The sequence below is a fragment of the Caballeronia sp. GAWG2-1 genome (assembly GCF_023631405.1).
Classification (GTDB): Bacteria; Pseudomonadota; Gammaproteobacteria; order Burkholderiales; family Burkholderiaceae; genus Caballeronia.
The window spans coordinates 1-14,156 of record NZ_JALQDD010000004.1 but is presented as its reverse complement, the minus strand read 5'-3'; the positions used below and the strand labels follow the sequence as shown (position 1 = coordinate 14,156).

Below are 14,156 nucleotides of genomic sequence, written 5' to 3'. Positions count from 1 at the left end.
CATGCCTCGCCTCACTTTGACGCTGCAGTTTCCTGCCGCGAAAGCGTATCCGTCGCACAAGGCGCTGTTGCCGCGTGCGACGGTTGCGCGCTGGATCAAGGCTTCGCTCTTCGCGGACGCCGAATTGACCGTGCGTTTCGTCGATGAAGAAGAAGGCCGCATGCTGAACCGGACGTATCGGCAAAAGGATTACGCGACCAATGTGCTGACCTTTGCCTATGCCGAGTCGGAAGAAGATCCGGTCGCCGGCGATCTCATTCTTTGCTGCCCGGTCGTCGAGCGCGAGGCCGCCGAGCAAGGCAAGCCGCTCGCCGCGCATTACGCGCATCTCATCGTGCATGGCACGCTGCATGCGCAAGGCTATGACCACGAGGTCGAAAGCGAGGCGGAAGAGATGGAATCCATCGAGACGGATATCATGCAGTCTCTGGGTTTCACCGATCCCTACGTGCCGCTCGTCTGATCCCCGGTCTTCATCGAGATGCCTTGCCACGCGCCGTGAACGACAAGACGCCTGAACCCACGCCCTTTTACGAACCCGCCACGCCGTGCCCCGACTATCCGCCGGTGCTGGGCAACTCCGCGCTGCTCACCGACGAAGAGCTCGCCGCCTCGCGCGCGGTGACTTTCGCCGATTGGGACGGCAAATCCGACATCTGGCTTTTCGGCTATGGATCGCTCATCTGGAACCCCGGCTTGCCGACGCTCGAAGCCGTGCGCGGCAAGGTGCATGGGTATCATCGCGGGCTCTACTTGTGGTCGCGCGTGAATCGCGGCACGCCGGAACAGCCGGGCCTCGTGCTCGCGCTCGATCGCGGCGGCTCGTGCACCGGCATGGCGTTTCGCCTGTCCGGAACCGAGGCGCACGAACATCTCGAAGTACTCTGGCGACGCGAAATGGCAATGGGCTCATACCGTCCCGCGTGGCTGCCGTGCACGCTGATCGACGGCCGGCGCGTCGATGCGCTTGCCTTCGTGATGCGTCGCGACGTGGTGTCGTACACGGGCAAGCTCGCGGACCCGATCGTTCGGACCGTGCTCGGCTGCGCGAGCGGCCGTTATGGCACGACGCTCGATTACGTGAGCCGCACGGTCGTGGCGCTGCGCGAAAGCGGCATGCCGGACCGCGCGCTGGAAGCGCTGTTGCGGCGCTGCAAGGGGCAAAACGCGGAGTGAAGGCGCGCGCTCGGGCATCGTACGAAGATCGTCCGGATGGCCAATCCGCGCACGAGACACACATCTCGCATAATTCTCGGCTAGCATCTCCTTCGCAGGAGAAGCGCGCGCCGCTTCACCCCGGCCGCTATTTTCCTTGGTGTATGCTTAACTTTCCGCTAAAACGCGCCCGGGCATTCCCGGGCGCTCCGCTATGAACGAACCCTATCCCAGTCGACGACACTCCGAAAAACCGCCGGAAAAGCGCTCGCTGCTCGAACGCCTGACCGACTTCATCTCGCACGAACCCGAGTCGCGCGACGAGCTTCTCGAAGTGCTGCAGGACGCGCACGAACGCAACCTGCTCGACGCCGATTCGCTTTCGATGATCGAAGGCGTCTTTCAGGTGTCCGATCTCTGCGCGCGCGACATCATGGTGCCGCGCGCCCAGATGGACGCCATCAACATCGCCGAAACGCCCGCGGAATTCATTCCGTTCGTGCTGGAAAAAGCACACTCGCGCTATCCGGTGTTCGAGGGCAATCGCGACAACATCATCGGCGTCCTGCTCGCGAAGGATTTGCTGCGTTATTATGCGGAAGAAGAGTTCGATGTGCGCGGCATGCTGCGCCCCGCCGTATTCATTCCGGAATCGAAACGTCTGAACGTGCTGCTGCACGACTTTCGTGTGAACCGCAATCACATTGCCATCGTCGTCGATGAATACGGCGGCGTCGCGGGCCTCATCACCATCGAAGACGTGCTGGAGCAGATCGTCGGCGATATCGAGGACGAATACGATTTCGACGAGGAAGCGGGCAATATCATCGCGTCGCCGGACGGAAAGTATCGGGTGCGCGCGCTGACGGGCATTGAACAATTCAACGAGCAATTCGGCAGCGACTTTTCCGACGAGGAAGTGGACACCATCGGCGGGCTCGTCACGCATCGTTTCGGGCGCGTGCCGCATCGCGGCGAGAAGGTGCGCATCGACGACTTCGTGTTCGAGATACTGCGTGGCGATGCGCGGCAGATTCACGTGCTGCTCGTGAGGCGCGTGCCGAGCGTGGCGCAGCATCGCCGGCATGATGCCGATGACGAGGATGAGCTGCGGGATTGAGGGGTGCGCGATTGATAAAGTCTCGATCGCAAACCACAACCACGCCTCCGCTCCCGCACGGCTCCGCCGTCAACCACGTATTCCATGACCGACTCATCGTTCCGTCTTTTTTCGCGCCGACGCGCGGCATCTGAATCCGCAACCGGCAATACGCCCCGCGCCCTTCCCTTCTGGCATTACCTCGTGGCCGCCGTGCTCGGCGCGGCCAACACGCTTTCGTTCGCGCCGACGCCGCATGGCGGCTGGATCGAGCTCGTGCTCTTCACGCTGTTCTTCGCGTGGCTCTCACGCGCGACCAGTTGGAAGAGCGCGGCGGCAACCGGCTGGGCGTTCGGTTTCGGCAATTTCGTCACGGGCGTGTGGTGGCTCTATGTCAGCATGCATGTGTACGGCGGCATGGCCGCGCCGCTCGCGGCGGCCGCCGTCGCGCTTTTTTGCCTGTATCTCGCGATGTATCCGGCGTTATCGAGCGCGCTTTGGGCGCTCGTCGCAGGGCGCGCGCGTTTCGGCGATGAAGACGCGGCCACGGTGCAAGATATCGAAACCGCGTCGCGCTACGTGCCCACCTGGCACGGCGCGTTCGCCTTCGCGAGCGCGTGGGCTATCGGCGAGTGGTTGCGCGGGCTCGTGTTCACGGGCTTTCCCTGGCTCGCAAGCGGCTATGCGCAAGTCGATGGACCGCTCGCGGGCTTCGGTTCGGTCGTCGGTGTATATGGCGTTGCATGGGTGCTGGCGCTCGTCGCCGCGCTGATCGTTCAAACGGTCTATCAAGTCAGCCGAGCGCGCGCTGCGCGTTTTGTACCGGGCGCGGTTGCGCTCGCTCTGATCGTCGCCGGCATGCTGCTCTCGCCCGTGCAATGGACGACGCCCGCCAACGCGCCGCTCACCGTGCGGCTCCTGCAAGGCAATGTCAAACAGGAGATGAAGTTCGAACAGGCGGGCGTGGATGCATCGCTCGCGCTTTATGAGCGGCTCATCACGGAGAAACCCGCCGATCTCATCGTGACACCCGAAACCGCGCTGCCGGTACTGGCTGTTCAGGTGCCGCATGATTTCGCCGCCAAGATTCGCAGCTTCGCCGACAATACGAAGTCATCGATCCTGTTCGGTGCAATTGGCGTAACGGTTCTGCCCGATGGCCGCGTGACCGACTTCACGAATAGTCTTTTCGGCATCACGCCGGGGACGCTCGATGTCTATCGCTACGACAAGCATCATCTCGTGCCGTTCGGCGAGTTCGTGCCGCTCGGGTTTCATTGGTTCGTGCAACTGATGGGCATTCCGCTCGGCGATCTCGCGCGCGGGCCGATCGCGCAGAAGGCGTTTTTCGTGCATAACCAGCCCGTAGCCGTCGATATCTGTTACGAGGACATCTTCGGCGAAGAGATCGCGCATACGATCCGCGAGCAGGAAGCGCCTGCGGGCGTGCTGGTGAACTCGACCAATCTCGCGTGGTTCGGCAATACGATCGCGCTCGACCAGCACTTGCAGATCGCACGCATGCGTTCGATCGAAACCGGCCGGCCTATGCTGCGCGCGACCAACACGGGAATGACCGCGGTGATCGCGGCGAACGGCGATATCGTCTCGCGTCTGCCGACGTTCACGACAGGCGTGCTGGAGGCGACGGTGCAGGGAATGTCGGGGCGCACGCCTTATGTGACGAGCGGGAACGTCACCGTGATTGCCGTTTCGCTGTTGTTGCTGGCGTTGGCATTTGCGTTTGCGCCGGGGAGAAAACGCTCGTAAATGCGACTGCGGCATGCGCTCATGCCGGTGCGCGCGCCGCATCGATCCAAGCTGCCGAGTCACGCGAAGGCTCACCGCGCATGGGATCGGTCCGACACCTTATCCGCGCTCGGCAACCCATACGCAAGCTCCCCCACCCCGCCATACGCTAGAATTGAGAGTTTCGGTATTCCGCCGAGCCTCGGGTCCGTGCCGTCACGAGCACCATGACGTCTGCGTCCACGGCCGCGTCCGGTCCGCATCAAAGGCAATCATGCTCACCTTTCAGCAAATCATCCTGACGCTGCAGTCCTACTGGAACGACAAGGGCTGCGCGCTTCTTCAGCCGATCGACATGGAAGTCGGCGCCGGCACCTCGCACGTTCATACGTTTTTGCGCGCCATCGGCCCGGAACCGTGGCGTGCCGCCTACGTGCAGCCGTCGCGCCGCCCCAAGGACGGCCGCTATGGCGAGAACCCGAACCGCCTGCAGCACTACTATCAGTATCAAGTGGTGCTCAAGCCCGCGCCGGAAAATATCCTCGATCTCTACCTCGGCTCGCTAGAAGCGCTCGGCTTCGATCTGAAGCAGAACGACGTGCGCTTCGTCGAAGACGACTGGGAAAATCCCACGCTCGGCGCTTGGGGTCTCGGCTGGGAAGTCTGGCTGAACGGCATGGAAGTCACGCAGTTCACGTACTTCCAGCAAGCAGGCGGTCTCGACTGCAAGCCGGTGCTCGGCGAAATCACCTACGGTCTGGAACGTCTCGCGATGTATCTGCAAAAGGTCGATAACGTCTACGACCTCATCTGGACCGAATGGCAGGAAGACGGCCCGAATGGCCGCGAACTGCGGCGCCTTACGTATGGCGATGTCTATCACCAGAACGAAGTCGAACAGTCCACGTATAACTTCGAACGCGCGAACGTCGATCTGCTTTTCACCTTCTTCAACAGCTATGAAGCCGAAGCGAAGAAGATGATCGAAGCGAAGCTCGCGCTGCCCGCCTACGAACTCGTGCTCAAGGCCGGCCACACATTCAATCTGCTCGATGCGCGCGGCGCCATTTCCGTGACGGAGCGCGCGGCGTATATCGGCCGCATCCGCGCGTTGTCACGACTCGTCGCGCAGGCGTATTACGATTCGCGCGAAGCGCTCGGCTTCCCGATGCTCGGCAATCCCGTGCACGCCGCAGCCGGGCTCATCACCGACAGCGAGGAAGCGGCGCGTCCCGCCTGGGCGCCCGCGTTGAAAGTCGAAAGCAATCCCGGCAACACCGAACAAGCTTGACGAGAGACGACAGAACAATGACGCAATCCACTTCCGCTTCTCTGCTCGTCGAGCTGTTGACCGAAGAACTGCCACCGAAGGCGCTCGCGCGTCTCGGCACCGCTTTCGCCGAAGGCATCGTCGAGCGTCTGGCCGCGCGCGATCTGATCGAAGGCGCGGCTTCGTTCGAAAAATACGCCACGCCGCGCCGGCTCGCCGTGCTGATCGAAAACGTGCGCAACGTCGCCCCGGAAAAGCAGGTGCGCGAGAAGGTGCTGCCCGTGACCGTCGCGCTCGACGCGAGCGGCAATCCCACGCCGCCGCTCGCCAAGAAGCTCGCGGCGCTCGGCTTTCCCGACTTCCCCATTGGCGAACTCGAACGCGCGCAGGACGGCAAGGCCGAAGCGTTCTTCCTGCGCTACGCGGCGCCGGGCGCAACGCTCACCGAAGGCTTGCAAGCCGCGCTCGACGAAACCTTGGCCAAGTTGCCGATTCCAAAGGTCATGACGTATCAACGTCCGGACGGCGCGAGCGTGCAGTTCGTGCGTCCGGTGCAGCGTCTGGTCGCGTTGCATGGCCGCGATATCGTGCCGGTCAGCGCGCTCGGCGTCGATGCGGGCGACACGACCATCGGTCATCGCTTCATGTCGGAAGGCTTCGTTGCGATCGCTCGCGCGGACGACTACGCCGAAACGCTGCGCACCAAGGGCCATGTCGTCGCCAATTTCGACGACCGCCGCGAATCCATTCGCACGCAGTTGCAGGCGTTCGCGGGTGAAGATCGCGTCGTGATGCCCGAAGCGCTGCTCGACGAAGTGAACGCGCTGGTCGAATGGCCGGTCGTGTATCAGTGCCGGTTCGACGACGAGTTCCTGCAGGTGCCGCAGGAATGTCTCATCCTCACGATGCAGACCAACCAGAAATATTTCGCGCTCACGGACCAGGACGGCAAGCTGCGCTCGCGCTTTCTGATCGTCTCCAATATCGATACGAAGACGCCCGGCGAGATCATCGAAGGCAACGAGCGCGTGGTGCGTCCGCGTCTCGCCGATGCCAAGTTCTTCTTCACGCAGGACAAGAAGAAGCGCCTCGAAGACCGCGTGCCGCAACTTGCGAACGTCGTCTACCACAACAAGCTCGGCTCGGCCTTGCAGCGCGTGGAGCGTCTCGAAGCGCTCGCGGGCGAGATCGCGCCGCTCGTCGGTGTCGATGCCGCGCTCACGCGCCGCGCCGCGCGTCTTGCGAAGGCGGACTTGCTCACCGACATGGTCGGCGAATTCCCCGAATTGCAAGGCACGATGGGCACGTACTACGCACGCCACGACGGCGAACCGGAGGAAGTGGCGCTCGCATGCTCGGAGCACTATCAGCCGCGTTTCTCGGGCGACGACACGCCGTCCACCGGCGTCGGTTGCGCCGTGGCGCTCGCGGACAAGCTGGAAACCATCGTCGGCATCTGGGGCATCGGCCTTGCGCCGACGGGCGAGAAAGATCCGTTCGCGCTGCGCCGTCATGCGCTCGGCGTGCTGCGCATCCTGCTCGAAAAGAAGATGCCGATCGACCTGCGCGAGCTCGTCAACGCGGCCCAACGCCAATTCGCCGGCATGCCGCAAGTCGCGGATTCGACCGAAGCAATCTACGCGTTCTTCCTCGATCGTCTGCGTGGTCTTCTGCGCGAACGCGGCTTCAACGCGAGCGAAATCGACGCCGTGCTGAGCCTGAATCCTACGCGTCTCGACGACATCGTCGCGCGTCTGGATGCCGTGCGTGAATTCGCCTCGTTGCCGGAGGCGGCATCGCTCGCGGCGGCCAACAAGCGCATCTCGAACATTCTCAGGAAGTCCGAGCAAGGCGTGCCGACGGCGGTCAACCCGGAACTGCTCGTCGAGGCTGCGGAGAAAGACCTTTACGCGCAAATCGAAAGTGTCACGCCGCGCGTGCAGAGCCAGCTCGCCGCACGCAACTACACCGAAGCGCTGACCGCGCTCGCCGCCCTTCGCGCTCCCGTCGACACATTCTTCAACGACGTGATGGTGAACGCGGAAGACGCGGCGTTGCGTAACAACCGCCTCGCGCTCCTCAACGCATTGCATCAGCAGATGAACTGCGTCGCGGACATCTCCAAACTGGCCGCATGACGATGATGAATCGCAAACTGGTCATTCTCGATCGCGACGGCGTCATCAACGTCGACTCCGATGCCTTCATCAAGTCGCCGGACGAATGGGTCGCCATTCCCGGCAGTCTCGAAGCCATCGCGCGGCTGAATCAGGCCGGTTTTCGCGTGGCGATCGCATCGAATCAGTCGGGGATCGGGCGCGGCCTGTTCGACATGGCCGCGCTCAACGCCATGCATCAGAAGATGAATCGCGCGGCGGCGGCAGTCGGCGGGCGTATCGACGCCATCTTCTTTTGTCCGCATACGGCCGAAGACCAGTGCGATTGCAGGAAGCCGAAGCCTGGCATGTTGCAGCAGATCATCGAGCGCTTCGAGATCGACCCGGAAGACACGCCGGTCGTCGGCGACTCGCTGCGCGACCTGCAAGCCGGCGCGGCGCTCGGCTTTCCCGTGCATCTCGTTCTGACCGGCAAGGGACCGATTACGCTCGCGGAAGGCAATCTGCCCGAAGGCTTAAGCGTTCACAAGGATTTGCGCGCCTTTGCGCTCGACTATCTCGCGCGGCATCGTGACTGACCGGCCGCCGCATCACTGACCTTCCATGCGCTTCATCCGTTCGTTGCTGTTGATGCTCTACTTCGTCGCGTACACCGTGCCGTACGCGACCGCGTGCTTCATCGCGTTCCCCTTCATGCGGGCCGACAAGCGTTACTGGATGGCGGCCGGCTGGTGCAAGTCGACCATCGTCGTGTTGCGCTATCTGGTCGGCATTCGCTACGATATCGTCGGCATGGAGAATCTGCCGCATGGTCCGGCGGTGCTGTTGTCGAAGCATCAATCGGCCTGGGAGACGCTCGCGTTTCCGGCGCTCATGCCGCGTCCGCTCTGCTATGTGTTCAAGCGCGAGCTGCTCTATGTGCCGTTCTTCGGCTGGGCGCTCGGACTCCTGAAGATGGTGCATATCGACCGCAAGCAAGGCCGCGATGCGTTCGTTTCCGTCGCGCGGCAAGGCCGTGCGCGCATGGACGAAGGCGCGTGGGTCATCATGTTTCCGGAAGGCACGCGCACACGCACCGGCACGCAGGGCAAGTACAAGACGGGCGGCGCGCGCTTCGCGGTGGCGACGGGCGCGCCGGTCGTGCCTATCGCGCATAACGCGGGGCGGCTCTGGCCGCGTAATTCGTTCATCAAATATCCGGGTATAGTCACGGTGTCGATTGGCCAGCCGATCGACACTGCCGGACTCACACCCGAGGAAGTGAACACGCGAGTCGAGAGCTGGATCGAAATGGAGATGCGCCGCATCGATCCGCTCGCTTATGCGACGCCCGACGTGCGACCGGGTGAACCTGGCGCGGCGGGCGCTGGCCGCTGACGCGGTCGTTCGCATTCGCATCCGATCGAGCCGCGGCGTGCCTTTCTCGTTCTTCTCGTCATTCCTGCGCCGGGAGCGCAAAGCCGAGCCGATGCAGAAGCAACCTTCGCGACAGCGCCCCGCCGTCGCGCTCGATACCCTGCAACTCGATCTGCCGTTCGAGCATGCGCCCGAGTTCTGTGCGCCATCCACGGCGCCCGCGCCTTTGCGCGGCGAAGTTCCTCCTTCAAGCGCACCACTGCCGGAAGGCGTGCGTCAGCGCCGCATCGTCCTGGGTGCGCGCGCGCTCGACTATCGGCTGAAGCGGTCGGCGCGGCGCACCATCGGCTTTTGCATCGATGGCACCGGACTCACCATCACCGCGCCGCGCTGGGTGACGATCGCCGATATCGAAAGCGCGATCGGCGGCAAGCAAAGCTGGATCTTCAAGAAGCTGACCGAATGGCAGACGCGTGTGGAAGAGCGCGCGTTGCCGCGCATCGACTGGAAAGACGGCGCGCAGTTTCCGTATCTCGGCAAGACCATACGCGTGGCGCTGAATGCGGGCGCGGGATCGCTTTCGTTCGATGACGAGACCGGCGTGCTGCGTGTGCCGCTTCCCGCACTCGCGGATGCGCAGCAGATCAAGGACCGCGTGCAAGGCTGGTTGCAAAGCGAAGCGAAGCGCATCTTCGGCGAGCAGCTCGCGGTCTATGCACGAAAGCTCGGCGTGGAATACCGGGCGTATGCGCTTTCGTCGGCGGCGACGCGCTGGGGCAGTTGTTCGAGCGATGGCAAGATTCGCCTGAACTGGCGGCTCATTCATTTTCCGATGTCGATCATCGACTATGTGGTCGCGCACGAGCTTGCGCATCTGCGCGAGATGAACCACAGTCCGCGTTTCTGGCAGACCGTCGAATCCATCTTTCCCGAGTTCCGCGAAGCCCGGCATACGCTCAAGCATCATCCGCCGGATCTGCTGCCCGCGCTTTGAGCGCCCGTCAGCGCGCGCCGCGGGTGCCCGGTACAATTCGAGACGAGAACCGCGCCGCCCGACCAATCGATAAAAACGAACCGGGCGTGTCGTCTTTTCGCAATCAAACAACAGGAACCCCACCATGCGACTCCTTCACACGATGCTGCGCGTCGGCGATCTGCAACGTTCCATCGATTTCTATACGCGCATTCTTGGCATGAAAGTGCTGCGTCAAAGCGAGAACACCGAGTACAAGTACACGCTCGCCTTCGTCGGTTACGGCGATGAGAGCGAGACCAGCGTGCTCGAGCTGACCTACAACTGGGGCGTCGAGAAGTACGAGATGGGCACGGCATATGGTCATATCGCGCTGGAAGTGGACAGCGCCGCCGACGCGTGCAACCGTATTCGCGAAGCCGGCGGCAAGGTCACGCGCGAAGCCGGCCCGGTGAAGGGCGGCACGACGGTGATCGCGTTCGTCGAAGACCCGGACGGGTACAAGGTCGAGTTGATCGAAAAACATTCTTGATCGACGTCCGACGTTGGACGTTCGATTTAGGGCAATTGCGGCAATCGGAAGCGGCGAAGTGATGCCGTTTGCTCAAGCAGACCGTGCTTACCGCTTCCAAACGACGTGCGCTTGCGCACGACGGCGCTTGTCGTCAAGCCGAACTCGGCGTGTTCGAACGTCAGGCTGTGGGCGCACGACCGACCACGGCTAAGCCGGCCGTAATCATCGCGCTCGAACGTAAGGCCGGTCACGCTTTCGCATCACCGTCGTGCTACTTCTGGTTTTTCACGCGCAGCGCCGCCACTTCGCTGGCACAATCGACGCTCCAAAACAGTGCGACGTCGATGCGTGAACATGAGCACATCCTCTTTCGCCCTGCGCCGCGCGCCCGACCTCACGGCCGTCGCCGTGATGATTGCGCTGTGCGGCGTGTGGGGCTTTCAGCAAGTCGCCATCAAGGAAGCAAACAGCTTCATTCGGCCGATGCTGCAAGCGGGCGTACGCTCGCTCATCGCCACTTTTCTGGTGTTGATCTGGACGCGCACGCGCGGCGTGCCGCTCTTTCAGCGCGACGATACCCTGCCCGCCGGAATCCTTGCCGGCATATTGTTCGGCGGTGAATTCGTCTGCATTTTCTTCGGCCTGAGTCTAACGACAGCCTCGCGCATGGCCGTCTTTCTCTATACCGCGCCCTGTTTCACCGCACTTGGCCTGCATTGGTTCGTCGCCGGCGAGCGGCTTGCGCGCACGCAGTGGTGCGGCATCATGCTCGCGTTTTGCGGCATGGCGCTTGCCTTTGCGGATGGTTTTCTGCACGGCGCGCCGCAAAGCGCATCGACCTTGCGCGGCATCGCAGGCGATGCGCTCGGCGTCATGGCGGGCCTCTTCTGGGCCGCGACGACGGTCGTCGTGCGCGCCTCGTCACTCTCGCGAACGAGTGCGAGCAAGACGCTCTTCTATCAGCTCGCGGTATCGGCGGTCATGCTGCTCGCGCTCGCGGCCGTCACCGGACAAACTCATGTCGACGCGCTGCCGCCGCTCGCTATCGCAAGTCTCGTTTATCAGGCCGTGGTGGTGGCGTTCGTGAGCTATCTGACCTGGTTCTGGCTGCTCACGCGCTATATGGCGTCTCGGCTCTCCGTATTTTCGTTTCTGACGCCGATTTTCGGTGTGACCTTCGGCGTATTGCTGCTCGGCGAGCACTTCACCGCGCGCTTCATGGTCGCCGCGGCGATGGTGCTTGCGGGCATCGCGCTCGTCAACCGGCGCGGCGGGAACGCTTGAGTTTCGATTCGAGCGCCGACCTGGAGCATGGGCGCTTGCGGCTACCACCCGAGTAAGCCGGCGCGGCAGGACCGCCCGAGTTTCGATTACTCGGGCGCCGTCGCGCGGATCGTGACCATGTCGTCCATGTCGCTGTCTTCGTGCGTATCGACGTGCGGCTTTTCCGGCGGAATGGATTCGATCGGATAGCCGTGCTTCTCCCACGCGTCCAGGCCGCCCTTGAGCGGACGCACGTTGGTGAAACCCTTGGCGCGCAGCCGACGCGAGATAGACTTGGCCGTCGCTTCGTTCGGGCAGACGCAATACACGACGACTTCGTGCTCCGACAGCAACTGATCGACGCGGCCGGGGGAATCGAGATCCAGCGCGACCGCGCCCGGAATGCGATACGGCTCCTTGCGACGTATGTCGATTGGCCGTGCATCGTAGATGACGGGCGGCGTATCGCTTTGCATCATGGCGTCGAGCTGGTCGGGCGTGATGTGATACTTCTCCAGCCACTGGTGAAACTGCACGCGCCGCACCCATCGATACAGAATGAAACCGACGCCCGCGAGCACGAGAATATCGATCACGGTCGCGCCGTTCGCGCGAACCAGCACGACGAGGCGCGCGATCTGCTCCTGCAGCGCCGCGCCGCCCAGAATCCAGAAACTGGCCCAGGCGGTCGCGCCGATCAAGTCCCACAACACGAACACGCGCACGTCGATCTGCGTGGTGCCTAGCAGCGGCGCCGACACGAGCCCGAGTCCGGGAACGAACTTGGACAACGCGAGCAGCGGCACGCCGAAGCGTTCGAACCAGCGACGCGCGGTGCGCAGCGTGGAGTCGATCGAGAGGGAGAAGCGCACCAGCGAGTTGAGGAAGCGTCGGCCGTAGAGACGGCCTGCCGCGAACCAGAGCGAATCGGCGATGAGCACCGCGAGCACGGCCGCGCCGAGCATCGGCCAGAAGGACGACTCGCCGGACGCGACGAGCGAGCCGGCGAGAATCAGCATCGGCGCGGCGGGGACCGGCACGCCAAGTTGCGTCGCGAGGACGCTGACGAACACGGCCCACGCGCCCCACGACGACGCAAGCGAAGTCGGGACGTGCGGCATTCAAACTCCTTCACGAGCTAGCGCACGGTTCTTCGATGCGGGCGTGCTTTCGGTGCGGTGCGCAAGGGCTCCACTTTATCGCGATCGTGAATGGTTTGCCTGAATGTAGCGGTGTCAGCGGGGCGTTTGGGTCGTGCGTGCGTGGCGCTGTCACTGCGGTGTGATGTGCGAGGAAGAAGGCGCGCATTGCCTTCTTGCCGATGAACGCCAGCCGGTTTGGCGACGACACATGCCGAGGTCGCAGGACAGATGGTTCATGCCTCCGATGTACGCCTCGATCTGCTGTCTGCTATCCGCGATTGCGTCACGCCAAAGCCGATTGGCCGGCGTGCGCCGTGCGCCGTGCGTCGTGCGCCGTGCGTCGTGCGCCGTGCGTCGTGCGTCGTGCGTCGTGCGTCGTGCGTCGTGCGGCATCGCGCACGATGATCCACCGACGCACGCCTCAACTCTCGATCCGCGACCGCGTCACGCCGAGCAGATCGGCCATTGCGCGGCGAGCGGCGCCAGCATTGCGCGCGATGATCGCATCGAACACCGCCGTGTGTTCGGCAAGCGACGCGTTGTACACCTCCGCGCGCTTCGCGTTCAGCCGAAGCTGGCCTTCCAGCGTGCGTTCGATCAGCGCGCCAAGCGGAATCAGCAACTCGTTGCTGCAGGCGGCCAGCACGCACAAATGAAAATCCAGATCGGCGCGTACCCATTCGTCGACGTTCTGCGCGCCGACCATCGCCTGATGCGCGCGCGTGAGCCGCTCGCGCGTCTGCGCTTCGTGATTGTCAGCGGCGAGCGCGGCTGCGTATGGCTCGATCATCTCGCGCATCTCCTGCAGCTTGAGCGCGAATTGCAGCGGCGGCGCCACGCGCGAGTACCAGTCGAGCATGTCGGCATCGAGCAGATTCCACGCGTCCCTTGCGCGCACGCGCGTGCCGACCTTGGGCCGCGATTCGATCAGCCCTTTAGATGTGAGCGTGCGCAGCGCCTCGCGCAGCACCGTGCGGCTCACGCCGAAGCGCTCCATCAATTCGGCCTCGCGCGGCAACGAAGTCTGCGGCGCGAAATCGCCGCGCAAAATGGCCATGCCGAGTTCGTGAGCGACGCGGCCGTGTAAATCGCGATGAATGATCTCGTTCTCCTGCTCGTTTGCGCACGATTATCGGGCATTGGCCGAGTGTGCTGAAGCGGTTTCCTTGGAACCGAAGCGGCTTTGCATGGATAGCGGATGGGGCATGCGCGAGCGTCGCCATATCTCCACCACTCCACCATCCGACTGCTCGTGCACCGATCCGCGACTTCGCCACTCTGCTGTTTCACCTCGCACCTTGGTCACTTAACCATCAAGCCACTCACGACTCCCACTACGCCAACTCACCATCCAACACCTAGCGAATCCGCCATTCCGCCATTCCGCCATTCCGCCATTCCGCCATTCCGCCATTCCGCCAATCCATCAATCCGCCAATCCGCCTTTCCGCCTTTCCGCCTTTCCGCCTTTCCGCCTTTCCGCCTTTCCGCCTTTCCGCCTTTCCGCCTTTCCGCCTT

The 14,156-nt window shown here is 63.2% G+C and carries 13 protein-coding genes; 11 read left to right on the top strand and 2 right to left on the bottom strand.

Annotation, left to right across the window (positions count from 1 at the left end; translation table 11 throughout):
- Position 1 precedes the first annotated feature (1 nt).
- The 11 genes from ybeY (at position 2) to NCR98_RS02160 (ending at position 11,517) form a co-directional block, all read left to right on the top strand.
- Positions 2-463, top strand: a complete 462-nt coding sequence (gene ybeY / locus NCR98_RS02210) for an rRNA maturation RNase YbeY (RefSeq protein WP_250463125.1) — start codon at positions 2-4, stop codon at positions 461-463.
- Between the two features lie 35 nt (positions 464-498).
- On the top strand, positions 499-1,176 hold the full coding sequence (locus tag NCR98_RS02205; RefSeq protein ID WP_244827959.1) for a gamma-glutamylcyclotransferase: 678 nt from the start codon (positions 499-501) through the stop codon (positions 1,174-1,176).
- A gap of 193 nt (positions 1,177-1,369) precedes the next feature.
- Positions 1,370-2,275, top strand: a complete 906-nt coding sequence (locus NCR98_RS02200; RefSeq protein ID WP_244827060.1) for a CorC family transporter — start codon at positions 1,370-1,372, stop codon at positions 2,273-2,275.
- A gap of 84 nt (positions 2,276-2,359) precedes the next feature.
- A complete protein-coding gene (gene lnt, locus NCR98_RS02195) occupies positions 2,360-4,024 on the top strand; it encodes an apolipoprotein N-acyltransferase (protein ID WP_250525403.1) in 1,665 nt (554 codons plus the stop codon).
- 253 nt (positions 4,025-4,277) lie between these two features.
- Positions 4,278-5,294, top strand: coding sequence for a glycine--tRNA ligase subunit alpha (glyQ, locus tag NCR98_RS02190; protein ID WP_250463120.1), 1,017 nt, complete (start codon positions 4,278-4,280; stop codon positions 5,292-5,294).
- A gap of 17 nt (positions 5,295-5,311) precedes the next feature.
- The gene (gene glyS, locus NCR98_RS02185) at positions 5,312-7,411 is read left to right on the top strand and encodes a glycine--tRNA ligase subunit beta (RefSeq protein WP_250525402.1); all 2,100 of its coding nucleotides are present in this window, start codon (positions 5,312-5,314) and stop codon (positions 7,409-7,411) included.
- Entirely contained in the window at positions 7,408-7,968 is a 561-nt protein-coding gene (gmhB, locus tag NCR98_RS02180; protein WP_244827056.1) for a D-glycero-beta-D-manno-heptose 1,7-bisphosphate 7-phosphatase, read from the top strand. Before glyS ends, gmhB begins: the two co-directional genes overlap by 4 nt.
- 25 nt (positions 7,969-7,993) lie before the next feature.
- On the top strand, positions 7,994-8,767 hold the full coding sequence (locus NCR98_RS02175) for a lysophospholipid acyltransferase family protein (protein WP_250525401.1): 774 nt from the start codon (positions 7,994-7,996) through the stop codon (positions 8,765-8,767).
- 91 nt (positions 8,768-8,858) lie between these two features.
- Positions 8,859-9,740 carry a M48 family metallopeptidase gene (locus NCR98_RS02170; RefSeq protein ID WP_244827054.1) on the top strand — a complete coding sequence of 294 codons (882 nt, stop codon included), beginning with the start codon at positions 8,859-8,861 and terminating at the stop codon, positions 9,738-9,740.
- A 124-nt stretch (positions 9,741-9,864) separates the two neighbouring features.
- Positions 9,865-10,251 (top strand): lactoylglutathione lyase, encoded by a 387-nt coding sequence (gene gloA / locus NCR98_RS02165; RefSeq protein ID WP_244827053.1) that lies wholly within the window; start codon positions 9,865-9,867, stop codon positions 10,249-10,251.
- 336 nt (positions 10,252-10,587) lie between these two features.
- Positions 10,588-11,517 (top strand): DMT family transporter, encoded by a 930-nt coding sequence (locus NCR98_RS02160; RefSeq protein WP_250525400.1) that lies wholly within the window; start codon positions 10,588-10,590, stop codon positions 11,515-11,517.
- 86 nt (positions 11,518-11,603) lie between these two features.
- On the opposite strand, the gene NCR98_RS02155 is transcribed toward NCR98_RS02160, so the two are convergent.
- Both NCR98_RS02155 and NCR98_RS02150 read right to left on the bottom strand, forming a co-directional pair.
- On the bottom strand, positions 11,604-12,617 hold the full coding sequence (locus tag NCR98_RS02155) for a DedA family protein/thiosulfate sulfurtransferase GlpE (RefSeq protein WP_244827051.1): 1,014 nt from the start codon (positions 12,615-12,617) through the stop codon (positions 11,604-11,606).
- Positions 12,618-13,059: 442 nt separating this feature from the next.
- Positions 13,060-13,740, bottom strand: coding sequence for a FadR/GntR family transcriptional regulator (locus NCR98_RS02150; protein WP_350029495.1), 681 nt, complete (start codon positions 13,738-13,740; stop codon positions 13,060-13,062).
- Positions 13,741-14,156 lie beyond the last annotated feature (416 nt).